The organism is Pandoraea cepalis, assembly GCF_902459625.1.
GTDB lineage: Bacteria > Pseudomonadota > Gammaproteobacteria > Burkholderiales > Burkholderiaceae > Pandoraea > Pandoraea cepalis.
The window spans coordinates 1-24081 of record NZ_CABPRY010000011.1; the positions used below are offsets into that span (position 1 = coordinate 1).

Below are 24081 nucleotides of genomic sequence, written 5' to 3' on the forward strand. Positions count from 1 at the left end.
CCCCGCCACCGGCGGACGCCGCGGCGGCGTCCATCGGCAGCGCCACGGAGGAAGGTGCATCGGCGGGCCGGCTCGGGCGCGCGCGGGAGGGTTCAGTCATGTATCGGTCGATCCTTCAGCCGGCACGACGTCACCTACGGGACGCCGCTCCCATGGCCTGTGGGCGAGTCAGAGCCTGTCAGGGCGATAGCTTACACCGCGATGCGTGACAGGTCTCGTCGATAACGGCTCGGGCGCTGCCCCCGCCGCCCAACATTGCCACCGCGCGATTGCGCGCCGCTATGGGCATTTGATCTCCATAAATGCAATTTAATGTAGAATTCAGCGTTTTTACTGGTTGTTTGAACGAAGTTTTTCCTAAACTTCGATATCGAAGAGCGCCGCAAAGCGACACGTGCGCACCCCGAACCTTTCTGGCTCCGAAGAGAGTCGATTTGTGGTTCGAAGCATCGTGCGCGGGGGGAATAGAAAATGTACGTCGAACGGCACAGCCGTCCGGCAGGGGCACGTCTGACAATGCCGCGGCTATCGCGGCGCAACGAGCATGTCGTCGCGCGCGCGACGGGGCGACGGGGTGCCTGCGTGCGCCGCGCCGTCGTCGGTGTCCTGAGTGCCTTGCTGGGCACTGCCATGTTAATGACCGCGGGCCATGCGCTCGCCCAGACCGCGTCGGCGGCTACGCCCGCGTCGTCAGCGGCGTCGTCGCCGCTTGCCGCGACCACGAGTCCGGTCGTCGTGGCGCTGCCGTCGTCCGGCGCGGCCAAACCGATCCGACCGGCGGTGCCCATCGGTCAGGCGACGCTCACGCAGGGCGTGGCGCAGCTCAAGGAGCGCTACAACCTGTCTCATGTCTGGCTGCGCACGGAATCGGATGCCGGCGTGGGGCTCGAAGCGGCCACACCGGGCGACAGCGTCGAACAGTTGCTGCCCGTCGCCAGTCTGTCGAAGTCGGTCACGGCCATCGGCATTGCGCTGCTCGTGCAGCAGGGCAAACTCTCGCTCGACGCAACGCTCGGCGATCTGCTCGACACGTATTCGAAACAGCACGGCAAGCCGCTCGACCCGTCGTTGCGCGAGCTGACCGTGCGACGCCTGCTCGCGCATCGCGCGGGGCTCGCCACGAACGGCTACAACGATCCCGTGAACGGCCTGTTCAGCGGACTGGCGATCCGCCGTGTGGGCGGCAGCGCGGACTTCTTCAACTATCTCGACGCCGGCGACGCCGGGCACTCGACAGGCAAGTCCGATTTCGTCTACTCGAACGTGTCGTATCTCTTGCTCGGCATGGTGATCGAAGCGGTTTCCGGCGACGATTACAAGGACTTCTGCGAAACGCACATCTTCGCGCCGCTAGGCATTACCGGCGCCACCCTGCCCGACAACTGGCGTCTGCTGGCTCCGTTCGCCGGGTGGCAGATGTCGACGAGCGCACTGCTCAAGGTCTGGCGCGTGTTCGACATCCGCCGGCCGAGCCTGCTCACGGAGAAGACGCTGCGCACATTGTTGCTCGACAAGCGCTCCGGCCCGGTCAGCGCGGATCGCGACGTTTACTACACGCTTGGCGTATTCATGGTGCCCGGCGCGGGCGAGCGAAACTATCGCATCAGTCACGACGGCATCGCCGACTTCTTCCGCACCCAGTCGACCTACTACACCGTGGTGGAGAAGACCGTACCCGGCGACAGTTGGGCGCTCGTGGTGTCGCCAATTCCGTCGCGCGGCCAGTTCGGTGCGATCCAGCGCGACGTGCGCCGGATCATTCGTCAGGCACGCCTGGTGCCTTGAAGTCGGCGGCGGCGCGGACATCGCCGAGATCGCAAAGGAACGTGCCGGCAATGAGCGCTCGCTTCTGCGACGCGCTCAGTTGCTTGACGCGGTACTCGGCCCGCGAGGCAGCTGAGCGATCGGCAAAGGTGAGCGAGAGCAGGATGCGCGACGGCGGATAAGCGCGCGTGAAGCGTGCGCCCTTGCCCGCGACGTGCGCCGCATAGCGCGCTTCTACGTCGACGGTGATGCCGGTGTAGATGCGTCCGCCCGCGCACTCCAGCAGATAGACGAACCAGGGCTTCGGCGCGACGGCCATCATCGCGTCGCCCACGATTCGTAGCGGAAGTCGTGCGATCCGCGCGGTATGGCAAAGACGTTGGGGCACTGGGCAGGCGCGGGTACAGAGCGTGGCATGTTCGCGACGAATTTTGTCCTGATCGGGTGACGCTGTCGAAGTCGCTAGCATACGATATGCCCACGGCGATGCAAGCGCGCCCCCTCATCGCCGCCGGACCGCGTAACACGCCTGCCTGGCCCAACACCACAACGACAAGCGCCATGACCGAACCCGCCTCGCCGGACACCCCTGATCCCCGCCATCACCGCCCCTCGGCGGCCGACGTATTGCGCCGCGAACGCCTGCGGTCACGGGTGCGCACCCTCGGCGGTTACGTCATTTACGGGATGTTCGCTGCCGCCTTGTGGGCCGCCAGCCATGGCAGCACCTCGCTCGGCCTGTCGCCCACCGCCGCGCAGGCCGCCGTGCTCGTGCTGTTCACCATCGGAGCGTGGGCCTTCGGCCTGTTCCCGGAACCGATCACGACGCTGACGTTCTTCCTGCTCGCCGTCCTGCTGCATGTCGCAAAGCCGGAAGTGATTTTCGCGGGGTTTCATTCGGCTGCGTGGTGGCTCGTCTTTGGGGGTGCGGTGACCGGTATCGCGGTGCGCACGACAGGCCTCGGCGCGCGTCTGGCCGCAACGCTGTTCGCACTCAAGCGCCCAACGTATGCGCGTTATGTGGCGTCGGTGATGGTCGCCTGCGTGGGGCTGGCGTTCGTCATGCCCTCGACGACGGGACGCATTCTGCTGCTGATCCCCATCGTGCTCGCGCTCGCCGATCGCATCGGCCTCACCGAGGGTCGGCGCGGACGCACCGGTCTGGTGATGATGGTCGCCGCCGCGAGCTACATGCCGCCCACGACGATCCTGCCCGCCAACATTCCGAACAGTGTGCTCATGGGCGCGGCGGACTCGTTCTACGGCGTAAAGCTGCACTACGCGCCCTACCTGCTGCTGCACTTCCCTGTCCTCGGTGCGCTCAAGGCCGCCCTTCTGGTATGGGTGATCTGCCGCCTGTTCCCCGACGACGGCCCCCTCACCCAGGTGACCCACGGCGCCGCGCCTCCGCTGTCAAACGACGCCCGGCGCCTCTCGGTATTGCTGGCGCTGGCGCTCGCCGGATTCGCGACCGATGCCTGGCACGGCATCTCGCCCGCATGGATTTCCGTTGCCGCGGCCATCCTCTGCCTGCTCCCCGCGATTCACATCATCACGCCGAAGACCTTCACCGAGCAGATGCACATCACGCCGCTTATTTACGTCGCGGGCTTTCTCGGTGTGGGCGCGGTCGTCGCGGATTCAGGGCTGGGCGAGAAGCTCGCACGGCTATGCCTGGATGCGGTGAGCATGACACCGGGCACCCCCGCGATCAATGCCGCATGGCTCATCGCCATCGGCGCGGCCATCGGACTGGTGGCCACGCTTCCCGGCCTGCCGGCGGTGCTCACCCCGCTCGCGGGACAGCTCGCGAGCGCGAGCGGCCTGCCGCTCTACACTGTGCTGATGTTGCAAGTGCCGGTGTTCTCCACCGTCCTCCTGCCCTATCAGAGCCCGCCGATGATGATTGCGATGCATCTGGGTGGCGTCGGCATGCGCGATGGCACGCGGCTGACCGTCGTCATGACGGTCATTACGCTCGTCTTCCTCTTCCCGCTCGACTACCTCTGGTGGCACCTGCTCCGCATGTTGCCTTGAATGCCTCCTATCGACGGCTAGGTTCCCGACAGAAGACCAGCCATCGATCGCCATCTTCCTCACGCCAGAACGCCCCCTCGCGTTCGAGAATCGCACCGAGACGTAGACGTGTGGCTCGAACGCGCGTGTCGCTCACGCCGGGCAGGATCATGCCGCGCACGTAGCCGACATGGGGCACCGTGCGCAACAGTGTCCGGATCAGTTGGCAGAAGCGCCTCACGGCATGCTCGCTTGCCTTCGCTTCGGCGTCGAGGCGGAAGTCGGTGATCGTCAGCACGACACCGGCAGGCACACGGTCGAGACGATGACAAAGGGACAGCTCGCCGTTCTCGACGCGCTGTCCCAGTTCGACGTGCGTGCGTTCGCAGATTTCGACGCGCGCCGTAAAACGGTGGGCTCTGAAGAATGCCGCAACGGCGCGCTCGCAAACGGTCATGGGCTTATCGGATGGTGTCGTACATCTTCGTGACTTGCTGGCCGATCATGCCGTACATCGCGCGCGACACCTCACGGATGTCCGCGCTGGTCGCGTCAATGCGCTGACGCAGCCGATCGTTGGTGCGACGCGTCTCCTCGGTGAGCGACATCTCGAACTCGCCGAGCACATCCTTATCGCGTCCGGCAAGCGAATCGTCGTTGGACACGACATCGAACGGCGACTTCACGAACTGGCTGACGCCCTTGGTCGTTTCGCCGACCGCCGTGCCGACCACTCTCAACTTGCCCAACTCGCCCCCAAACCCTGCCGCGCCCGATCCCACACCGCCGACCAACGAGAAGGTACCGGAGACGATGCCGCCGATGGCCGAATACAACCCGGCGCGGTAATGCGAGTTGTTGGCGTTGTACTTCTCGGTGCGCGCGGTCTGGCCGCGCTCGAAGACCATCGCGTCGTGACGCGTGCGATACGACTGGTCGGTGTTGCGCTCGGCCACCCGCATGGCGAGAAACAGGGCGATGAGCGCCTGCGCGGATTGAAGTCCGTCGACCTGCTCGCGAATGCGCGGCAGCACGCGCGTGCCCTCGTCGTCGGTCGCCGCGCGTTGCTGGGCGTCGGGTGCGGCGATCCCGGCCTGACGCGGATTCGCCAACGTCGAACTCAATGCATAAGTCATGTCATCACTCCGTAGGTAGACAACGCGGCGCAACGCCGCGTCCGAAAGGTCCGCGCGGGTTCACGCCCGGGACAACGAGGCCGCGATACGAATACGCATCTCGCCCGTTTTCTGCACTTGCTCGCCGGTGGACACCGCGATGTCGCTCTGCTGACCCACGAGCGTTTCCATGCGTTTGGCCGCACGCTTCTTGTCGTCGCCATTCATTTGCATCAACAACTGCAACCACATCATGTCGACGGCGAGATCGCGGGCTTCAAGTTGCAGCTTTGCGCGCTGTACACCGACAATGCCCTGACCGAGCGCGCTGGCGCCCTTGAACACGCCTCGAGCAGCCATGGAGAGCGACCACGAACCCCGCGCAATGGCAAAGTAGCCCTGCATATTCATGCTCGACGTGAAGGCCTTGGTCAGTTCCTTCGATGTCACCGCCTTGCCCTTGGCGACTTGCTTCGCGGCGTTTTTCGCGACTTTGTTGAAGGCGCGCGAGGCCATCTGCTCGACCATCTGCTGCGTGAACTGCTCGGCCATGCGATTGAAGCCGGCCTTCGCCAGTCGACGCCCGCTCTGCGTGCCGCTTTGCAGCAGCGACTTGCCCACGCGCTTGCCGACCTCGTTGCCGACGACGAAGCCAATCTCGGAGACCACGCGAGACTTGATCGCTGCGACGGCTGTCTTGTCGCCCGATTTGACCGCCTGCTCCAGCGCCTCCCCCGCGCCCGCCTTGAACACACGGCTCGCGGCTTTGGTCGTTGCGCGCTTGGCAATGAAGCCCCTGATCGACGTACCGAAGCCGATGACCATGCCGAGCATCTGGAACGCCAATTGCGCGTGTCCCCACTTGGTCGCCTCGTTCTCGTGATAGGCGGCGTTCTTCGGATCGACCAGCGCCATCGTCCTGTGGAACGCCATGCCGAGCCCGGCAATGCCCGCGCCGACATCGGCCACCCCACCCGCGATCATCAACGGGTTCATGGTGAGCACACCCGTCACGACCTTGACCGCGCCGACCACCACGTCGACCGCTGCGATGAGCCAGTCGAACACCACACCGAAGATGCCCCCCTTGCGGGCCTTGTTGGCATCCTCGGTCTTCGCGTCCATCTGCTCGCGATACTTCTTGATGTCCTCCTGACGCAGCTTTTCCTGACGCTCGCCCATCAACGTCAGCGCCCGCTGCGTGGACTTCGCGGTGTCGCCCAGCGCGTCCATCGCGATCATCGACGCCATCATCGCCAGCGTGGACGGATCGACGTTCTCGAGCGCAGAGAGGGTTGAGGCGTTCGAAGCGCCGTCGGCGCTGGACGCCCCCAGCGCGTTCGCCGCCAGTCCGCTGCCCACGGCAAAGAGACGATTCAGCAGGCGGGAGAACGCGTCGTCGGCGCCTTGCCAGTCGACGCCGGTCGACGGGTCCGGTGCGAAGTCTTCGGTGCGCAGCCAGTCCAGGCGTTCGCGCCGTTGACGATTGGCGTCCGGCGACTCGATGCCGTTGTCCGCGACAGCGGCAGTGGCGTCAGCCGCGGGCGCGTGGCCGACGTTGCCGGTCCAGGCGGGTGCGTAAGCGGCTCGTGGGGAATAAATGGCGGTCATGTTGATTTAGGATCCGAAGTGGCATTCAGCGCATCGCGTCGCGCCCGTGCCGAGCGGGCAAGCTTGTCGTGGTGAGGCAGTTGTCCGCAGATGCGTAGCGTTGCGTCAAACGATTTGCGAGCGAACTCCCGGTTGCCGGTATGCACGTAACTCATCCCGGCGAGGTACGGCGGGCGCGGGTCCGACGCATGGATCAGGCCGGCCTTCGCGAAGCACGGCAGCGCCTGTTCGTGCTGCCCGAGTCGCTGGTAGCTCAGCCCAAGCCCATACCAATCGTCGAACGACCATTGGTCGAGCGTGGCGAGTACGAAGTACACCCGTTGCGCCGCGGCGATCTGTCCTTGGGCGAACCGCTGGCATGCGTGGGCGCGCACACGCGCGAGGTCTGCCTCGTCGAGATCGGCCAGCATCCGAAGCACGCCCCCGCTTTCGAAGAAGCGTGAAAGGATGGCTGGCGCTTCGTCTGCGCGGAGATCCGGCAGCGCGGTATCGGGGGACGTGGTCGCGGTCATGTGCGCATCGATCCGTTGATCTGGTTGAGCTGCGAGCCCTGCGAACTGTAGATCGTGTTCACCAACGTCGAGGCGCCGTTGTACTCCTGCAGCTTCTTGTTGATCTTGATCTGGTCGACGGTGCGGCTGTCGGACGCCTGTTCGGTGAAGCCCTCGGCCGCAGCCTTCAGCGTGCGCAGATCGGACGCGTTGTACTGCGCGCTGCTCCCCGTCGGCGTGGTGTAGCCGGGCTCGCCGACGCGCTTCGTACGCGACTCCCACTCCATCATCGTTTTCTTCGACCCGTCGCCGTTCACGGTGATCTGGATGTTGTGCTTGTCGAAGAACGCTCGAATGCCGTCACCGACGAGTTTCTTCTTCGATGTGTCCGAGCCGATATCGTTGATCAGTGATTCGATCAGGTTCGCTACCTCGCGCGCCTCCTGTCCTTCTTTCTGGCGTCGCTGCATCTCCTGGATCATGTGCTGCGCCTCGCCGTTGTTCATCTCCATCATCAACATGGCGTATTGCGCGAGCGTTCCGTGGAAATCGAGCGACTTCGTGACGCCGCCGACATTGATGTCGCGCGTGAGTCCGGTTTGCGGGGGCAGGAGGCGGGAAGAGGCGTACTGGATGATCGTCATGAGGCTTGAGTCCTGAAGTCAGTGAAATCGGGGCTGGCAGAGGAACGTCGATATCGACGTTCGACGGCGGACCTGCGCGGCCCTTTGAAACGGGTTAGATGCTGTTCACGATGCGCTTCGTGATCTCTCCAAGCTTGGCAATCACCGCGTTGTAGAGCGTGAGCGTGTTGTCATAGCGGGTGACGAAGCGTTTGAGCTGAATCTGTTCGCTTGTGCTCGACGCACTGTCGATCATGGCCAGCGACTGAAGCTGCCCTTCCAGTGCTTGCAGATTGGCCGCATCGAACGGCGCGTCGGCGACCTGCGGTGACACCAGTTCGTGTCGAATCACGAAGTCTCGCAGCGCGGGTGGCAAGCGCTCGGGTGTCGTGCCGGAGGACGCTCGCTGCGCCATGGCGCCCACCAACGTTGCGAAATCGCGCGCTTCGCGAGCAACGCCGACACGCGCTTGTGCCGACAGGAGCCAGGCGTCGGCCATCGATTGCAAGGCGGTCAATCGATCGCTGGCCACGGCAATCGTCGCGAGCAGCGGGTTTGAGGAATCGATGGGCGACGCGCCACTCGTGGATGTGACGTCGGGGTATGGACGCGATGCGGTGCCGGAGATTCGATCGATCATGTCGAACCCCGTCTCAGGCACACACGCGGCGCACGGCCGGCGCACGCTTCGCTGGGGCGGCCGACACCGGCGCGAGCGGTACGGGCGCGTCATCGCGCATCCGCTCAATCGTGTGCGCAAGGGCCGCCGTCATGCGACGGATCTCTCGCTCGTTGCGCTGGAAGGCCTCGCTCGCGACGAGCGCTTCGAGTCGCTTGAGCTTCTCGCGGGCGTCGGGGGTGCCGGCCGCTTCGAGACGCGCGACCTCGTCGAGCACGGCGTGGTAGTCCTGCATCTGCCGGTGCAACTTTCGTCCGGCCATCTGCATGTCGGCGCATGCGCGTTCGTACTGAACAAGAAGATCGTCCGCCGCGTCTTGCACCGGCTCGGCGGACGTGGGGGATGCGAGGGTGGAACGTTGCAACGGGTCAGACATGGGAGCGCCTCCGTATGTTGCGATCAGTCGTTGAAGACATAACGCATCGTACGAAGACGCTCGACGCTTGCCTTTGCAAAGGCAGCATTCCCTTCCGGTATCACGCCCTGCTTCAGCGATTTCCCATCCGCGTGGCGTCGTTACCCGTTACGAATCACTTACGCGACACCAAATCCCCCCCCTCCCGGCGTCTCGACAACGAAGATGTCGCCCGGCTGCATCTGCGTGCGGCCGATGTGCGCCAGCGTCTCGCGCGTGCCATCCACGCGCTCCACGTAGTTCGCCCCCAGCGCCCCCACCGCCCCGCCTTGCGCCCCGAACGGCGCATGCACGCGGTTGTTGGAGAGAATCGACGCGGTCATCGGGGTAAGGAAGCGAATACGTCGCACGGCCCCGTTGCCGCCATGCCAGCGCCCCGCGCCGCCCGACCCGAGGCGAATCCGATGGCTCTCAAGGCGCACGGGATAGCGCCACTCCAGCACTTCCGGATCCGTCAGTCGCGAGTTGGTCATGTGCGTCTGTACCGCGTCGGCGCCATGGAAGCCCTCGCCCGCGCCGCTACCGCCCGCGATGGTCTCGTAGTACTGATACGTCTCGTTGCCGAACGTGAAGTTGTTCATCGTGCCCTGGCTCGACGCCACACGCCCCAGCGCACCGTAGAGCGCGTTGGTGATGGCGGACGACGTCTCCACGTTGCCGGACACCACCGCCGCCGGGTACACGGGGTTGAGCATCGAGCCCTGCGGCACGATCACCGTCAGGGGCTTCAGGCAGCCCGCGTTGAGCGGAATGTCGTCGTCGACCAACGTGCGGAAGACATACAGCACGGCGGCCATGCACACGGCCCGCGGCGCATTGAAGTTGTTCGGCAACTGCGCCGACGTCCCGGTGAAGTCGATGGTCGCGCCTTGCGTGGCGTGATCGACGCGAATTGCCACCTCGATCACCGCACCGTTATCCAGTGCGTAGCGATAGTGCCCGTCGGCCAACGCGCCGATCACGCGGCGCACGGCGGCTTCGGCGTTGTCCTGCACGTGCCCCATATAGGCGAGCACCACGTCGCGCCCGAACTCGCTCACCATGCGACGCAGTTCATCGACGCCTTTCTGGTTCGCCGCGACCTGCGCCCGCAGATCGGCCATGTTCTGGTCGATATTGCGTGCCGGGTAGCGCGCACCGGCCAACAGCCCGCGCGTCTCGCGATCGCGCAGTTCGCCCGCCGCGACCAGTTGCCAGTTGTCGATGAGCACGCCCTCCTCCTCGACGTGCGTCGAATCCGGCGGCATCGATCCCGGCGTGATCCCGCCGATATCCGCGTGATGGCCCCGCGAGCCGACGTAGAAGAGCGGCTCGGCGTTCGCGGCACCTTCCGCGCCCACGAACACCGGCGTGATGACCGTGACGTCCGGCAAATGCGTACCCCCGTGATACGGGTCGTTGAGCATGAAGACATCGCCGTCGCGCATCTTGCCGCGATTGCGCTCGATCACTGTCTTGATGCTCTCGCCCATCGAGCCCAGGTGCACCGGCATGTGGGGCGCGTTGGCGATGAGGTTGCCGTCGCGGTCGAACAACGCACACGAGAAATCCAGACGCTCCTTGATGTTCACCGAATACGCCGTGTTCTGCAGACGCAGCCCCATCTGTTCGGCAATCGACATGAAGAGATTGTTGAAGATCTCCAGACGCACCGGATCGGCTTGCGTGTCCCGGTCAGCGGCATCGCGTTGCGTGGCGCGCGGCACCACGCGCGCCAGCACGAGGTTGCCCTGCGCGCTCATCTGCGCCTGCCAGCCGGGCTCGATCACCGTCGTGCCGCTCTTCTCGGCAACGATGGCGGGCCCGTCGATGGTGTCTCCCGCGAGCAGCGTATCGCGGGCAAACAGCGCCGCCTCGTGCCATGCGCCACCGGCGTAGAGCTTCACGCGATCGACCGCCTGCGGTGCGCCAGACGTGCGGGCATCGAGCGAAGCGATGTCGACGGGCGCATCCGAGCGACCGATGGCTTCGACCGACGCCACCTCGACGATCAACGCAGCGCCGTCCATCAGGAACGAATAGCGCTGACGATAGGCGGCTTCGAAGGCCGCGCGCATTTGTTCGACGTTACCGAACGGCACCGCCAGCGCCGAATCGGTCCCCGCGTAACGCACGTGAACGCGACGCACCGTGTCGATGCGCGACGGTGGCACGCCCTGGGACAGCAGGACGTTCACGGCGTCGTCGGCGAGCGCGCCAAGCGCGTCTTCCAGCGCCGCCAGTCCGTCGTCCGACAGCGGCGCTTCGATCATGCGCTCACGCATCGCCGTCTGATCCGCGAGGCCCATGCCGTAGGCCGAGAGCACCCCGGCGAGCGGATGCGCGAAGACCTTCGTCATGCCGAGGGCATCGGCCACACCGCAGGCGTGCTGGCCGCCGGCCCCGCCGAACGTCGTCAGCACATAGCGGCTCACGTCGTGGCCGCGCTGCACCGAGATCTTCTTGATCGCGTTGGCCATGCTGCCGATGGCGATTTCGAGGAAGCCTTCCGCGAGGGCTTCGGGCGTCTGGCGGCGGCCGGTCGCCTGCTCGATCTCCGCGGCCATTGCGGTGAACTTCGCCACCACGACATCGCGATCGAGCGGCTCGTTGGCGTTCGGGCCGAACACCTTCGGGAAATGCGCGGGCTGGATCTTGCCGAGCATGACGTTGCAGTCGGTCACCGTGAGCGGTCCGCCGCGTCGATAAGCCGCCGGCCCCGGATTGGCGCCGGCCGAATCGGGTCCCACGCGCAGACGCGTGCCGTCGAACGACAGCACCGACCCGCCGCCGGCGGCTACCGTGTGGATGCTCATCATCGGCGCGCGCATGCGAACACCGGCGACCTGCGTCTCGAACACGCGCTCGAACTCGCCGTGATAGTGCGAGACGTCGGTCGACGTGCCGCCCATGTCGAAGCCAATGACCCGCTCGAAGCCCGCCGCGCTCGACGCGCGCACCATCCCGACGATGCCGCCGGCCGGGCCGGACAGAATGGCGTCCTTGCCCTGGAAGTTGTCGGCACGGGTGAGGCCGCCACTACTCTGCATGAACTGCAGGTTGACGCCCGGCATCTCTTGCGCGACCTGTTCGACATAGCGTCGAAGAATCGGCGACAGATACGCGTCGACGACGGTCGTGTCGCCGCGCGAGACCAGCTTCATGAGCGGCGAGACTTCGTGCGAGACGGAGACCTGCGAGAAGCCCAGTTCACGCGCCATCGCCGCCAGCGCCTTTTCGTGCGCCTGATAGCGGTAGCCGTGCATCAGTACGATGGCGAGCGCGCGAATCCCCTTGGCGTAGACCGCTTCCAGCGCGCGACGCGTCGCCTCGGCATCGAGTTCGCGCACGACTTCACCATGCGCACCGACACGTTCGTCGATCTCGACGACCTCCGCATACAGCGCCTCCGGCAATGCGATATCGAGATCGAACAGGCGCGGCCGATTCTGATACGCGATGCGCAGCGCGTCGCGAAAGCCTTGCGTCGTCACGAGCGCGAGCGGCTCGCCCTTGCGTTCGAGCAGCGCGTTGGTGGCCACGGTGGTTCCCATCTTCACCATCTCGACCCGCTCGGGCGTGATCGGCTCGCCCGGCGCGAGGTCCAGCAGGTGACGGATGCCGGCCACGGCGGCGTCGCGATACTGCTCGGGGTTCTCGGAGAGCAGCTTGTGCGTGACGAGCGTGCCGTCCGGGCGGCGCGCCACGATGTCGGTAAAGGTGCCGCCGCGGTCGATCCAGAACTGCCAGCGCGAAGCGGTCTGGTGCGCGGGGGCCTGGTTTTGGGCGGAGGGCGTGAGGGCGTTCGTCATGGGGTCACTCGCAAAGCAATGGTCAAACGTGAATCGACGGGGTGACGGTGCGGGGGGCACCGTCGTCATGCTGTGTTGGCGCAGGGCGCGCGTGTCCCGGCGTGTGGCGCGGCCGATGTCGTCCGCCGCGCTACACACTCGCAAATCTCGTTATCGGGAGAATTAAAGAGAAGTCATCGGACGCGGCAGCGACGGCTGCCGCGGTATTTCATTGGCACAGGGTGTCGCGTGTCACTGCGTGTGCGCCTCGAGCGAATCGAGATCACGGCCGCGGGTTTCGGGAAGCGTAAGCGCTGCCAAAATCAGCACGCCGTAGGCCACGCCGGCGAAGATGCCGATGGTCGTGCCCAGGCCGTATTGCTTCGAGAGCATGCCGATCAGGAACGGGAACAGGGCGCCCACGGCACGGCCGACGTTGTAGCAGAAGCCTTGGCCGGAGCCACGCACTCGCGTCGGGAACAACTCGGTCAGGAACGCGCCCATGCCGCTGAAGATGCCCGAGGCGAAGAAGCCGAGCGGGAAGCCGAGCCAGAACATGGCGCTATCGGTCAGCGGCAGCGACGTGTACGAGAACGCGATCACCATCGAGCCCACAGCGAACAGAATGAAGTTCGGCTTGCGGCCGAGCCGGTCCGTCAGATACGAGCTGGCCAGATAGCCGACCCACGAGCCGAAGATAATCATGGCGAGGTAGCCGCCGGTGCCCATCACCGTGAGATGGCGCTCCGTCTTCAGGTACGTGGGCAGCCACGTCGTGATGGCGTAGTAGCCGCCCTGTGCGCCCGTAGTCAACAGCGCGGCGCGAATCGTCGTCGAGAGCAATGCCGGGCTGAAGATAGCGGCCAGGCCGGGCGCGTCGTCCGACGTCTGCTTGGCCTTCTCCTTCTGATAGACCTCCGGCTCCTGCACGTAGCGACGAATGAATAGCACGAGCAGCGCGGGCAGCAGGCCGATCAGGAACAATCCGCGCCAGGCCATTTCGGCGGGAAACAGCGAGAACAGCACCGAATAGAGAATTGCCGTCAGGCCCCAGCCGATGGCCCAGCCGGACTGCACAAGCCCCACGGCCTTGCCACGGTCGCGGGCGCGCATCACTTCACCGATGAGCACGGCGCCGGCCGTCCATTCGCCGCCGAAACCGAAGCCCATGAGCGCGCGCGCGGCGAGCAGTTGATGGTAGGTCTGCGCGAGTCCGCACAGACCGGTAAAAACGGCGAACCACAGCACGGTGAGCTGCAGCGTGCGCACACGACCGATGCGATCCGAAAGAATGCCGGCCGCCCAGCCGCCGAGCGCCGACGCGAGTAGCGTCAGCGTGCCGATGAAGCCGGCGTCGGCCAGACTGATGCCCCACGTCGCGACCAGCGTCGGAATGACGAAGCTCAGCATCTGGGTGTCCATGCCGTCGAGCATGTAACCGACCTTGCAGCTCCAGAAGGCGCGCTTTTGGCGCGGGGTGGCGTCGCCGTACCAGCCGAACAGGCTGCCGCCCTGCTCAGACGTATCGGGCGTGCCGGCGGAGACTGCCGCCGGGGGCGCGAGAGGGGTTTTGCTTTCCATGAGAAAAAAGGCTCCGGTGATGTCGTGACTTGCCGTGTGATGTGCCCTCGGGCCGCGCTCTCCGATGGGCGTGTGCGGTCACCGGCAGGCGATCGATCCCCTGCCGCCTCCCGTCATGGCGCGGTGTTTCTGTCGTACTTGGTGCTCGGGTGATGCTTTGGTGATGCTTGATGCCTGCGTGAAGTCTGCGTGGTGCTTCAGATCATGCGTCGCTGTCGTCGGTATTGCCGTGATGCCCGGGTGCCGTGCAACGCACGTCGCGCGCGATCAGAAAACGGCGAGCGACGCGTTCGGGATATCCGTCATCAGCATGTAGCCCGGCCGGTGCGCGATGGCGATCGGCAGCCTGGCCTCCATGATTGCGGTCTGCGGCGTCACACCACAGGCCCAGTAGACAGGCAGCTCGCCGTCGCGAATGGTGACGGCGTCGCCAAACTCCGGCTTGTTCAAATCCGTGATGCCGAGCGCCGCCGGGTCGCCGATGTGGATCGGCGCGCCGTGCACGCCGGGGAACCGGCTCGTGATCTGCACAGCGCGAATCGCATCGGCCCCCTTCATCGGACGCATCGACACGACCAGCTCGCCACCGAACTTTCCGGCGCGCTGATTGGCGATGTTCGTTCGGTACATCGGCACGTTGCGTCCCTCTTCCACGTGACGCAGCCCAATGCCTGCCTGTGCCAGCATGCCTTCGAACGAAAACGAGCAGCCGATGGCGAAGACGACGAAATCGTCCTGCCAGACCTCGGCGAGGTGATCGACCGTTTCGGCGAGCTTGCCGTTGCGATAGACGTTGTAACCCGGCACGTCCGTGCGGATATCCACCTCGCGGCCCAGCGCCGGCACATGCCATTGCCCCGGCTCGCCTACCCCCAGCAGCGGGCAGGCCTTCGGGTTACTTTGGCAAAAGCGCAGGAAATCGTGCGCGTGGGCCTCCGGCAGGATCGCGAGGTTGGCCTGCGCGAAGTCGCCGCAGTACCCGGCGGTCGGCTTCCGGAACTGGCCGCTGCGCACCGCCTGGCGGAATGCGAAGGGCGTGATGGCATCGCGTTGTGAGGCGAGGTCGTCGAGCACGGCGGGATGGTTCATGACTGCTCCGGCGTTTGAGGGGCGATGCCGCGGTGGCATCGGATGGCTGAAGCATAGAAAGAAAAAAAAGTTGTCGCTAACGAGTTTTTCTACGCGCTGCCGTATAGAATTTCTTAACAACGTCACGGGTTTTCCCGAGGTTCGTTGCTTTTTTTCTTCCTCGATCCGAGGTCAAATTTTGGGCGCGCTCCCGGCCCGCCGAGTCCCCGCCGAGTCCCATGAACACGCGATTTCTCGAAACGTTCGTCACGCTGGCCAAGCTGCGCAACTTCCGTGCAACGGCCGCGGCGCTGCACGCCACGCCGGCGGCGATCTCACAACGGCTCAAGACACTCGAGGAGGAGTTGAAAACCGTGCTGGTCGATCGCGACAGTCGGGAATTTCGGCTCACACCCAACGGCGAATACCTGCTGGGCTATGCCAAGGCGGTGGTGGAGGCGGCGCGACGTCTGCAAGCGGCGGCATCGGGCGAAAGCACCTTGCGCGGACGGTTGCGTCTCGGCGTGATCGAGACCGTCGTGCATAGCTGGCTGCCGCACTATCTGCGACGTCTGGCGGCCGACTATCCTTCGCTGGAAGTCGAGTTGACGGTGGACGTCTCGGTGCAGTTGCAGCGCCGCCTGATCGCGGACGAACTCGATCTCATCATCCGCGTGGAGGGCAGCGACGACAGCAGCGTGGTGTGCGATGCGCTCGCCAACTATCCGGTGCACTGGATCGCGCGCACGGGCATGTTTCCGAACACGCGCAGCGGGCTTGCGAAGCAGGTGCTGCAGCATCCGATCCTGACCTACGGGCGCGGCACGGCCCCGCACCGGGCGCTGGAGGACATCGTGGCGAAGCTGGCGGGCGTGCATGGCGTGCCGCTCTCGGAGACCCGCATTACGGGGTCGCCGTCGATTGCCGTGATCGTGCAGTTGGTGAGAGACGGCTTTGGTGTCGCGGCGATTCCGCGGCTGTTCGTCGACGATCTGATTGCGAGCGGTGAAGTCGCGGAGTTGCCGTTGCAGCCGGCGCCGCCGTCCATCGTGGTGTCGATGTCGCGACGCGCCGACGCCCCGCTCTTCGTGCATGGGGCGGCCACGGCCGCGCGCACGGCGTGCTCGGAATACTGCCGCAAGAGCGACCGGCGGCTGGTGGAATTGTTGTGAGGCGTTGCGGCGATCGCTCCGTGCGATCTACCCGAAGTGCGCCAGTCGCGTGAGGAACGTGTAGTCCGCTTCCGCCGCCATGAGGGCCATCAACACGAGCAATGCGAGCGGCGGAATGAGGATCGCGTAGACGAGCGCGAGCCGCTCCCAGCGCATGTGCATGAACACGGCCACGATCAGGCCTGCCTTGGCCACCATCAGCGCCAGAATCAACCCCCATCGCAAGTAGCCCTGCAGATCGGCGTAGTCGACGAGATATGAGAATGTCGAGAGCACGAACAACAATCCCCACACCTTGAGATAGATACCGACCGAATGCTGCTGCCCGCCGTGGTCGCTGCCGGAAGCCGCGGCGTGAGTGGCATTGGGTACCGGAGTCGCAGAGGATTCCATCGCTCCTCCTACCAGAGATAGAACAACGCAAAGATGAACACCCAGACGAGATCGACGAAGTGCCAGTACAGGCCCGCGATCTCGACGAGCTGATAGTTACCACGTCGCTCGAGTGTGCCATTGAGTACCTTGCGCATCACCGTGAGCAGATAGATGACGCCCGCACTCACGTGCAGCCCGTGAAAGCCCGTGATCATGAAGAAGCACGCGCCGAACTGCGCAGCGCCCATCGCATTGCCCCACGGCCGGATGCCTTCGTGCACGATCAGGTTGGTCCATTCAAATGCCTGCATGCCCACGAATGCGATGCCCATATAGGCCGTTGCGAGGATGCATGCGGCTGTCTTGTCGCGGTCGCGCTGGTAGGCGTAGTTCACCGCCATCGCCATGGTGCCGCTGCTGGTAATGAGCGTGAACGTCATGATGGCGATGAGCAGCAGCGGCACCGGATGACCGTTCACATTGAGCGCGAAGATCTCCGCCGGGCTTGGCCAGGGGGCGGTCGTCGAGATGCGCACCGTCATGTAGCCGATGAGGAAGCTGCTGAACACGAACGTGTCCGAGAGCAGGAAGATCCACATCATCGCCTTGCCCCACGGCACGTGGAACGCAGCGCGATCTCCCGACCAATCGGTGACGACGCCCCGCCAACCGGCGGGCAATTCAGTCGACGGGGACGATGCAGACGAAGGCGTATTCACGATGTCGCTCCTCGACGCGTTACGAGCCGACGGCGGCCGTGCCGCACAGTCGCTGCGCGATCTCCGGCGTGAGATTGACGATGGCCGCGAAAAGCACGATCCAGAGCACGAAAAGGAAGTGCCAATACTGCGCGGTCAAGGACAGGCGACGCGCGCGCGCGGCATGCGTGAGCCGATGCGACGCCAGGCACGCCCACGCGATCCCGCCCCCGAGCAGATGCAATGCGTGCAATCCAGTAAGCAGGAAGAAAAAACTGTTGGCGGGATTGCCGGCCACGCCGAAGTGACGCACCGTCAGGTCGTGCCACACCCAAAGCTGTCCGATGACGAACGCGAGCGCGAACCCGCCCGCCAGCGCCCATTCCCGGCGTGAACGTCGCAACTCGCCACGTCGCGCTTGCCAGGCCGACGACTGCATCACGAGGCATGCGGCCGCCAGCACTCCTGTGTTGATCCACAGTGCGTTGATCGACGGCAACGGACGCCAGTCGCCGAGACTCATGCGCATGACATACGCCACGAGCATCAGCGCGAACAGCATGCCGATCACGCCCATGAGCCACCAGAGTGCGATCTGCGACGCCGCGCGACGCTGCGGCTGAGCGATGGGCGCGCCCCCTGATGGCGGGGACGGCCATGAGGGAGCGGGCTTCATGGTGCGGCTCCCTTGGGCGACTTGCGCGGTGGAGGCGGCGGCGTGTCGCGACGGTGCAGCGCCGCCGAGTCGCCATCTACCAGCGTGGCGGGGCGTCGCGGATCGGGGGCGAGATTCTGCGGCACGACGTCGTCAATGTCGCCCGGCACGCTGTATTCGTAAGGCCAGCGATAGACCACGGGCAGCGTCGGTCCCCAGTTGCCGTGCACGGGCGGTACGTCGGGCGTCTGCCATTCGAGCGACGCCGCGCGCCACGGATTCGCGCCGGCCGGTTTGCCGTGTCGTACGCTCCAGGCAAGGTTGAACAGGAACAACAATTGCCCGGCGGCCACGATGAAAGCTGCGACCGAGATGTAGGCGTTCATCGTGTGCGCCGACTCCGGGATGAAGCTGTAGCCCTTGAACTCGTAATAGCGGCGCGGCATGCCGAGGATGCCGAGGTAGTGCATCGGAAAGAAGATCGCGTAGGTGCCGAGGAACGTGATCCAGAAATGCCATTGGCCGAGGCGGTCGTTCATCCGTCTGCCGGTGATGAGCGGATACCAGTGGTAGATGCCGCCGAAAATCACCAGCAGCGGCGACACGCCCATCACCATGTGGAAGTGCGCGACCACGAAGTAGGTGTTCGACAGCGGCATGTCGACGCTGACGTTGCCGAGGAAGAGTCCGGTGAGGCCGCCGATCACGAAGGTGCTGATAAAGCCGATGGCGAAGAGCATCGGCACGGTCAGGTGGATGTCGCCGCGCCACAGCGTGAGCACCCAGTTGTAGACCTTGATGGCGGTGGGAATGGCGATGATGAGCGTGGTCGTGGCGAAGAAGAATCCGAAATACGGATTCATGCCGCTGATGAACATGTGGTGCGCCCAGACAACCACCGAGAGCACGCCGATGGCGAGGATCGCCCAGACCATCATGCGGTAGCCGAAGATGTTCTTGCGCGCGTGCACGCTGATGAGATCGGAGACGATGCCGAACGCGGGCAGCGCGACGATGTACACCTCCGGGTGACCGAAGAACCAGAACAGGTGCTGGAACAGGAGCGGGCTGCCGCCGCGATAGTCGAGCGGTTGGCCCATCGACACGATGGCCGGCATGAAGAAGCTCGTGTGCAGGGTCTTGTCGAGCAGCATCATGACGGCGGAGACGAACAGGGCCGGGAAGGCCAGCAGCGCGAGCACCGTGGCCATTACGATGCCCCAGACCGTGAGCGGCATGCGCAGCAGCGTCATGCCTTCGGTGCGCGCCTGCAGCACGGTGGTGACGTAATTGAGGCCGCCCATGGTGGCGGCCACGATGAAGATCGCCAGGGAGACGAGCATCAGCACGATGCCCCACTCGGTGCCCGGCGTGCCGGGGAGAATCGCTTGAGGGGGGTAGAGGGTCCAGCCCGCGCCGGTCGGCCCGCCGGGCACGAAGAAGCTCACCATCAGCACGATGACGGCGAGCAGGTAGACCCAGTAGCTGAGCATGTTCAGGAATGGGAAGACCATATCGCGCGCCCCGACCATCAGCGGGATCATGTAGTTGCCGAAGCCGCCGAGGAAAAGGGCGGTGAGCAGGTAGATCACCATGATCATGCCGTGCATGGTGACGTACTGGTAGTAGTGATTGGCGTCGATGAACGAGAACTTGCCCGGGAAGCCCAGTTGCATGCGCATGAGGTTCGAGAGCACGAGACCGACGAGCCCCACGGCGATGGCCGTGAGCGCGTATTGCACCGCAATGACCTTGTGGTCCTGGCTCCAGACGTATTTCGTCCAGAAGCTGTGCGGGGCGCCGTGGTACCCGCCCGCGTGCGCTGCGCTGTCGGAACTGTCGGAGTCGCCGGTCATGACTTGTCTCCCTGTGGGTTCTGCGCTGATTTGAGTTGTGTTGTGTTGCGTTGTCTCGTGTTGTGTTGTGGCGTATCGCGCTATGTCGTTCGTCGTGTTGCGTCGTGCTACCCCGTGTTGTGCCGTGTTGTGCCGTGTTGTGCCGTGTTGTCCCTTGCTGTCCCTTGCTGTCCCTTGCTGTCCCGTGCTATCCCGTGCTATCCCGTGCTGTCCCGTGCTGTACCGTGCTGTACCGTGCTGTACCGTGCTGTACCGTGCTGTACCGTGCTATCCCGCGCTGTCCCGTGCTGTCCCGTGCTGTACCGTGTTGTCCCGTGTTGTCCCTTGTTGTGCAGTCTTGCGTCGAGGCGCTGACTTTGCAGAGCTTTTTCCGATCTCTCCGTAGTGATGGGTCTGCGACGAAACGTCTACAAAGTGTGAGGCCGATTTAAGGTGCGGGACGAATCATCGGCACGCGCGGCTGCACGGGTCCCGACGGCGGATTGACTGGCTGTGATGGCGGGATGGCAAGCGGCGGCAACGTCGTATTCGGGTCGTTCTGCAACGGCAGCCCCGGCGCTTGCCCCGACCGGCGTCCAGGCTGAGACGGCGGCTGCGAGCTTGAGCTGGACGGACCGGATGGCGTTAGCGGCGCGTACTGCGCGGGCGGTCGCGGTGTAAGCAGTGAATTTTGGGCGAGTTGTACGACCGGCTGCGATGTCTGGGGATTGGGCTGCGCGGAGGTGACCGATCCGGATGCCGATGCGACGGGTACGACGATTTCGGTAGGGCGATTTCGCCGAGGCGCGTCGGCCGGAAACCCCGCGGTGACGAACCCTGTCGACGCGCTCTGGGCCGCCTCTGGCGTCGATAGGGCGGACTGCGCACGAGCCGGCTGAGCCACTGGGGCCAAAGTTACCGGATGACGGGGCGCGGGTACGACTGCGGCAGGCGCAGGTGTTGCAGGCGGTGAAGGGGCGGCGTCAGGAGGTTGCGCGGTACCCAGCGTCCGAATGTACGCGATGAGGGCCTTTAGCTCGTCATCAGTGAGATCGAGCTTGGGCATGATCGGCGCGAAGCCCTTGGGCACGCGAGCGGTCGGATTGCGGATGAAGGTCGCCAGATAAGCGTCATCGACGTGCGCCGAGCTGCCATCCTGAAACGTCTGGATCGTGCCATACAGACCTTTCCATGTCGGTCCCACCCCGGGGGAGCCGTCGACCGTATGGCACGCGGCACAGCCCTTGGCTTGCGCCAGCAATTTGCCTTGGGTCGCGAGCGGGTCGGACGTCGCCGCCCCGGCATGTTGCGCTTGCAGTGCAGCAAAAGTGGGGAGTGTTGCCACCCAGGCATCGTAGGCGGGCTTGTCGTCGACGACAACGACGCCGCGCATGTTGGCATGGCCGACGCCGCAAAGTTGCGCACAAAGGATGTCGAACCGCCCGGTCCGCGTCGGCGTAAGCCACATCTGCGTGACCATGCCCGGCACCATATTCATACGCGTGCGAAATGGCGGGACATAGAAGTCATGGAGGACGTCTTTTGCGCGCAGCAGCAATTTCACCGGCTGGCCCACGAGCAGGTGCAGTTCGGGGGCGTCGACGATACGGTTGTCCTGATTCGCGGGATCCTTGGGGTTCAAACCGAGCGGGTTGTCGGCGGTGACATAACTCGGGTCGGAACTGCCGAGCCGCCCGTCTGGGCCCGGCAGGCGGAAACGCCATTGCCACTGCTGGCCGACGACTTCAACGACGCGGGCATTGGCGGGGGGATTGATGAGCTTGGCATAGACGAATAGGCCCGGCGCGAGCATGGCGGCTATGCCAATGGTGGTGATACCGATCAGCCAGGCTTCGAGACATCGGTTGTGCGGCTCGTAGGCCGCGCGGTGCCCGTCACGGTGGCGGTAACGGTAAATCGCCCAGGCAACGAAGAGATTGACGGCAACGAAGGCCACGCCGGTGATGACTAGCGTAATCGTGAGGGTGTCGTCCATCTGGCGCCAGTTCGACGCGAGCGGCGTTTGCCACCACGGACTCCAGAAGTGGAAGGCCAGGGCTGCGGCGACGACGATGGTCAGGAGGATGGGCAGGGCCATGGCGAATCGCCTCGACCTTGTTGACCCCAGCGGCACCACATGCCTAAGGCCTGATGACCTTCGAAGCCCAGTTCGCTAGTTGGAGCACACTTCACTTGGCTCACCTCCTGGTGACGCTTGCCCGGTCACATCGCGTTCGAAGTCGGATCCCACATTTCCAAGGCTATGCCGAATGCGTCAGGAGTCAAGTTTCAATGCAAGTGAAGAGTGCCAGAAGCGCCGTAAAGATGGTCTCGAATCTCCGCCTCGGGTCGGAAGCCGGACACGCAGCGGCGCAATAATGAGATGACTCGCTCGTGGTCAATACGCGCACATGCGGCCTCTAACTGCGCAAGCTCCTTTTCGAGATCGGGCCGGCTGATGAACATCTCGTTGGCCATCATGATCTTTGGATGCCGGGTGCCGCTCACGTCGTCGCCGATCAGTAATTCCTCGTACAGCTTCTCCCCTGGTCGGAGTCCGCTGAAGCGAATTTCAATGTCGCCGTCTGGATTCCCGTCCTCGCGTACCGAATAGCCGCTCAGGTGAATCATGCGCCGTGCCAGATCCACAATTTTCACGGGTTCGCCCATGTCGAGGACAAACACCTCTCCCGAAGCGCCCATTGCACCGGCCTGGATGACGAGTTGTGCCGCTTCGGGAATCGTCATGAAGTAGCGAATGATGTCTGGATGCGTCACCGTCACGGGCCCGCCAGCTTCGATCTGGCGACGGAACAGTGGCACCACTGAACCCGACGAGCCGAGTACGTTGCCGAAACGCACCATGCAGAAGCGGGTTCGGATAGTGGGGTCGCTGGCGTAGGCCTGCAATATCAACTCAGCGAAGCGCTTGCTCGCGCCCATGACATTTGTCGGCCGAACAGCCTTGTCTGTCGAAATCAGAACAAACGCTTCGACGCCGGCAGCAATGGCTGCTTGAGCCGTGGCATGGGTGCCGAACGTATTGTTCAACACACCTTCGATCATGTTGAACTCGACGATCGGCACATGCTTGTATGCCGCCGCGTGGTAGACCGTCTGCACCACATAGCGCGTCATTATGCTGCGTAACCGGACGGGGTTTTGCACCGACCCGAGAACCGGAACGATTTCCACGTCGAATTTCGCTTTTTGCAGCGCAGCATTAAGCTCGGCCTCGATCAGGTAAAGCGCATACTCCGAAATTTCGTAGAGAATGAGGGTACGCGGTTCCTGACGCAAAATCTGCCGACACAATTCCGACCCGATCGATCCGCCGGCTCCCGTAACCATCACACATTTGTTGCGAATGTTCGCATCGAGCATGCTATCGCTCGGTGGCACAATGTCTCGCCCAAGTAGTTCGTCGATTTCAATTTCGCGCGTATCGGAGGCCTGCACAACACCGTCGACCAGATCTGCCATCCCTGGAATTACGCGCACCTCAACCTTCAGCGGTTCGAGCTGGTCAATTATCTCGATTCGTCGCTGACGCGACATCGACGGGATTGCCAGCAGCACCTGACTGACATCGAATCGCTCGATCAACGTCGGCAATTGCGACGGTTCGTAGACCCGCAAGCCCATGATCTCCAGCCGTTGTAACGCTTTGTCGTCGTCGACGAACAGCAGCGGCTGATATTCGCGCCCAGCGCGAAGCGCCATTGCCAACTGGCATCCCGCGCTGCCTGCGCCATAAATAGCCACGCCCCTGCGACCGTACGGATTCCGAGAATTCGGCAGCAAACTTCGCAACAGAGAACGTGCCAAAAAGCGGCTGGCGCCAATGTATAAGACCGCGATCATCCAATAGACCAACAGCGCGCCTCGTGGCACCGACGGCAGGGTCAACAGCGCCAGCAAGCCCGCGAACAGCCACACCGAAATCGTTACCGCAACGCCGATCATCAGCAATGCACGCGTTTCCATGTAGCGAACGACTGCGCGGTAAAGCCCCAACCGAATGAAAATCGGGATAGCGACGATCGACGTGAGTAGATATACCCACCACGCATGCAACTGTGGGAAATGCCAAATATCGACCCGCAGGCCGATAGCAGTCCACAGGGATAGTGGAAGCAATATCGCATCGGCCACTAACATCAGGCCGGTCTTTACGCCGCGCGGTAGACCGATAATTTTGGTTAGCATGGCA

At 64.2% G+C, this 24081-nt stretch carries 19 protein-coding genes and 1 pseudogene; 3 read left to right on the plus strand and 17 right to left on the minus strand.

Going from position 1 to position 24081, the window contains the following annotated elements; genetic code table 11:
- The first annotated feature begins 630 nt into the window (after positions 1-630).
- Positions 631-1785, plus strand: a complete 1155-nt coding sequence (locus PCE31107_RS19025; RefSeq protein ID WP_174966729.1) for a serine hydrolase domain-containing protein — start codon at positions 631-633, stop codon at positions 1783-1785.
- On the opposite strand, the gene PCE31107_RS19030 is transcribed toward PCE31107_RS19025, so the two are convergent.
- Complete coding sequence (locus PCE31107_RS19030) at positions 1757-2086, minus strand: GIY-YIG nuclease family protein (protein WP_174966730.1); 330 nt, start codon at positions 2084-2086, stop codon at positions 1757-1759. The two genes, PCE31107_RS19025 and PCE31107_RS19030, sit on opposite strands and share 29 nt — an antisense overlap.
- 239 nt (positions 2087-2325) lie before the next feature.
- Here PCE31107_RS19030 and PCE31107_RS19035 point away from each other — a divergent pair, with 239 nt between their 5' ends.
- A complete protein-coding gene (locus tag PCE31107_RS19035; RefSeq protein ID WP_150610287.1) occupies positions 2326-3801 on the plus strand; it encodes an SLC13 family permease in 1476 nt (491 codons plus the stop codon).
- 7 nt (positions 3802-3808) lie between these two features.
- Here the strand turns inward: PCE31107_RS19035 and PCE31107_RS19040 are convergent, their stop codons facing one another.
- From PCE31107_RS19040 to PCE31107_RS19085, 10 genes are all read right to left on the minus strand, one after another.
- The gene (locus PCE31107_RS19040) at positions 3809-4237 is read right to left on the minus strand and encodes a hypothetical protein (protein WP_017233535.1); all 429 of its coding nucleotides are present in this window, start codon (positions 4235-4237) and stop codon (positions 3809-3811) included.
- Positions 4238-4241: 4 nt separating this feature from the next.
- Positions 4242-4916: a hypothetical protein gene (locus PCE31107_RS19045; RefSeq protein WP_150610289.1), complete on the minus strand. Its 675-nt coding sequence runs from the start codon at positions 4914-4916 to the stop codon at positions 4242-4244.
- A 60-nt stretch (positions 4917-4976) separates the two neighbouring features.
- On the minus strand, positions 4977-6506 hold the full coding sequence (gene sctE / locus PCE31107_RS19050; RefSeq protein WP_150610291.1) for a type III secretion system translocon subunit SseC family protein: 1530 nt from the start codon (positions 6504-6506) through the stop codon (positions 4977-4979).
- Entirely contained in the window at positions 6503-7018 is a 516-nt protein-coding gene (locus PCE31107_RS19055; RefSeq protein WP_150610293.1) for a tetratricopeptide repeat protein, read from the minus strand. Before PCE31107_RS19055 ends, sctE begins: the two co-directional genes overlap by 4 nt.
- On the minus strand, positions 7015-7641 hold the full coding sequence (locus PCE31107_RS19060; RefSeq protein WP_130027484.1) for a hypothetical protein: 627 nt from the start codon (positions 7639-7641) through the stop codon (positions 7015-7017). Before PCE31107_RS19060 ends, PCE31107_RS19055 begins: the two co-directional genes overlap by 4 nt.
- Positions 7642-7735: 94 nt before the next feature.
- Positions 7736-8260 carry a hypothetical protein gene (locus PCE31107_RS19065; RefSeq protein WP_130027485.1) on the minus strand — a complete coding sequence of 175 codons (525 nt, stop codon included), beginning with the start codon at positions 8258-8260 and terminating at the stop codon, positions 7736-7738.
- Positions 8261-8273: 13 nt separating this feature from the next.
- The gene (locus tag PCE31107_RS19070) at positions 8274-8675 is read right to left on the minus strand and encodes a hypothetical protein (protein WP_150610295.1); all 402 of its coding nucleotides are present in this window, start codon (positions 8673-8675) and stop codon (positions 8274-8276) included.
- A 158-nt stretch (positions 8676-8833) separates the two neighbouring features.
- The gene (locus tag PCE31107_RS19075; RefSeq protein WP_150610297.1) at positions 8834-12505 is read right to left on the minus strand and encodes a hydantoinase B/oxoprolinase family protein; all 3672 of its coding nucleotides are present in this window, start codon (positions 12503-12505) and stop codon (positions 8834-8836) included.
- Positions 12506-12736: 231 nt separating this feature from the next.
- Entirely contained in the window at positions 12737-14065 is a 1329-nt protein-coding gene (locus PCE31107_RS19080; protein WP_150610298.1) for an MFS transporter, read from the minus strand.
- Between the two features lie 267 nt (positions 14066-14332).
- Complete coding sequence (locus tag PCE31107_RS19085; protein ID WP_130028012.1) at positions 14333-15106, minus strand: putative hydro-lyase; 774 nt, start codon at positions 15104-15106, stop codon at positions 14333-14335.
- Positions 15107-15372: 266 nt separating this feature from the next.
- On the opposite strand from PCE31107_RS19085, the gene PCE31107_RS19090 reads away from it, so the two are divergent.
- Complete coding sequence (locus tag PCE31107_RS19090; RefSeq protein ID WP_130027488.1) at positions 15373-16305, plus strand: LysR family transcriptional regulator; 933 nt, start codon at positions 15373-15375, stop codon at positions 16303-16305.
- A 27-nt stretch (positions 16306-16332) separates the two neighbouring features.
- Here the strand turns inward: PCE31107_RS19090 and PCE31107_RS19095 are convergent, their stop codons facing one another.
- The 6 genes and pseudogenes from PCE31107_RS19095 to PCE31107_RS19120 all read right to left on the minus strand — a co-directional run bounded on the left by PCE31107_RS19095 (position 16333) and on the right by PCE31107_RS19120 (position 24077).
- Positions 16333-16698: a cytochrome C oxidase subunit IV family protein gene (locus PCE31107_RS19095; protein ID WP_150610299.1), complete on the minus strand. Its 366-nt coding sequence runs from the start codon at positions 16696-16698 to the stop codon at positions 16333-16335.
- An 8-nt stretch (positions 16699-16706) separates the two neighbouring features.
- Positions 16707-17399 (minus strand): heme-copper oxidase subunit III family protein, encoded by a 693-nt coding sequence (locus PCE31107_RS19100; RefSeq protein WP_150610300.1) that lies wholly within the window; start codon positions 17397-17399, stop codon positions 16707-16709.
- A gap of 19 nt (positions 17400-17418) precedes the next feature.
- Entirely contained in the window at positions 17419-18054 is a 636-nt protein-coding gene (locus PCE31107_RS19105; protein ID WP_150610301.1) for a cytochrome c oxidase subunit 3, read from the minus strand.
- Positions 18051-19889 carry a cytochrome c oxidase subunit I gene (ctaD, locus tag PCE31107_RS19110; RefSeq protein ID WP_150610302.1) on the minus strand — a complete coding sequence of 613 codons (1839 nt, stop codon included), beginning with the start codon at positions 19887-19889 and terminating at the stop codon, positions 18051-18053. The genes PCE31107_RS19105 and ctaD overlap by 4 nt, the downstream gene beginning before the upstream one ends.
- A gap of 955 nt (positions 19890-20844) precedes the next feature.
- Positions 20845-21966, minus strand: a pseudogene (locus PCE31107_RS19115) (cytochrome c oxidase subunit II); the annotation flags it as partial.
- A 191-nt stretch (positions 21967-22157) separates the two neighbouring features.
- Positions 22158-24077, minus strand: a complete 1920-nt coding sequence (locus tag PCE31107_RS19120) for a polysaccharide biosynthesis protein (protein WP_150610304.1) — start codon at positions 24075-24077, stop codon at positions 22158-22160.
- Positions 24078-24081 lie beyond the last annotated feature (4 nt).

Bases quoted from the DNA above. Each gene is read 5' to 3' on its own strand.
- PCE31107_RS19025 (WP_174966729.1), top strand. From the start codon at position 631: ATGTTAATGACCGCGGGCCATGCGCTCGCCCAGACCGCGTCGGCGGCT.
- PCE31107_RS19030 (WP_174966730.1), bottom strand. From the start codon at position 2,086: ATGATGGCCGTCGCGCCGAAGCCCTGGTTCGTCTATCTGCTGGAGTGC.
- PCE31107_RS19035 (WP_150610287.1), top strand. From the start codon at position 2,326: ATGACCGAACCCGCCTCGCCGGACACCCCTGATCCCCGCCATCACCGC.
- PCE31107_RS19040 (WP_017233535.1), bottom strand. From the start codon at position 4,237: ATGACCGTTTGCGAGCGCGCCGTTGCGGCATTCTTCAGAGCCCACCGT.
- PCE31107_RS19045 (WP_150610289.1), bottom strand. From the start codon at position 4,916: ATGACTTATGCATTGAGTTCGACGTTGGCGAATCCGCGTCAGGCCGGG.
- sctE (WP_150610291.1), bottom strand. From the start codon at position 6,506: ATGACCGCCATTTATTCCCCACGAGCCGCTTACGCACCCGCCTGGACC.
- PCE31107_RS19055 (WP_150610293.1), bottom strand. From the start codon at position 7,018: ATGACCGCGACCACGTCCCCCGATACCGCGCTGCCGGATCTCCGCGCA.
- PCE31107_RS19060 (WP_130027484.1), bottom strand. From the start codon at position 7,641: ATGACGATCATCCAGTACGCCTCTTCCCGCCTCCTGCCCCCGCAAACC.
- PCE31107_RS19065 (WP_130027485.1), bottom strand. From the start codon at position 8,260: ATGATCGATCGAATCTCCGGCACCGCATCGCGTCCATACCCCGACGTC.
- PCE31107_RS19070 (WP_150610295.1), bottom strand. From the start codon at position 8,675: ATGTCTGACCCGTTGCAACGTTCCACCCTCGCATCCCCCACGTCCGCC.
- PCE31107_RS19075 (WP_150610297.1), bottom strand. From the start codon at position 12,505: ATGACGAACGCCCTCACGCCCTCCGCCCAAAACCAGGCCCCCGCGCAC.
- PCE31107_RS19080 (WP_150610298.1), bottom strand. From the start codon at position 14,065: ATGGAAAGCAAAACCCCTCTCGCGCCCCCGGCGGCAGTCTCCGCCGGC.
- PCE31107_RS19090 (WP_130027488.1), top strand. From the start codon at position 15,373: ATGAACACGCGATTTCTCGAAACGTTCGTCACGCTGGCCAAGCTGCGC.
- PCE31107_RS19095 (WP_150610299.1), bottom strand. From the start codon at position 16,698: ATGGAATCCTCTGCGACTCCGGTACCCAATGCCACTCACGCCGCGGCT.
- PCE31107_RS19105 (WP_150610301.1), bottom strand. From the start codon at position 18,054: ATGAAGCCCGCTCCCTCATGGCCGTCCCCGCCATCAGGGGGCGCGCCC.
- ctaD (WP_150610302.1), bottom strand. From the start codon at position 19,889: ATGACCGGCGACTCCGACAGTTCCGACAGCGCAGCGCACGCGGGCGGG.
- PCE31107_RS19120 (WP_150610304.1), bottom strand. From the start codon at position 24,077: ATGCTAACCAAAATTATCGGTCTACCGCGCGGCGTAAAGACCGGCCTG.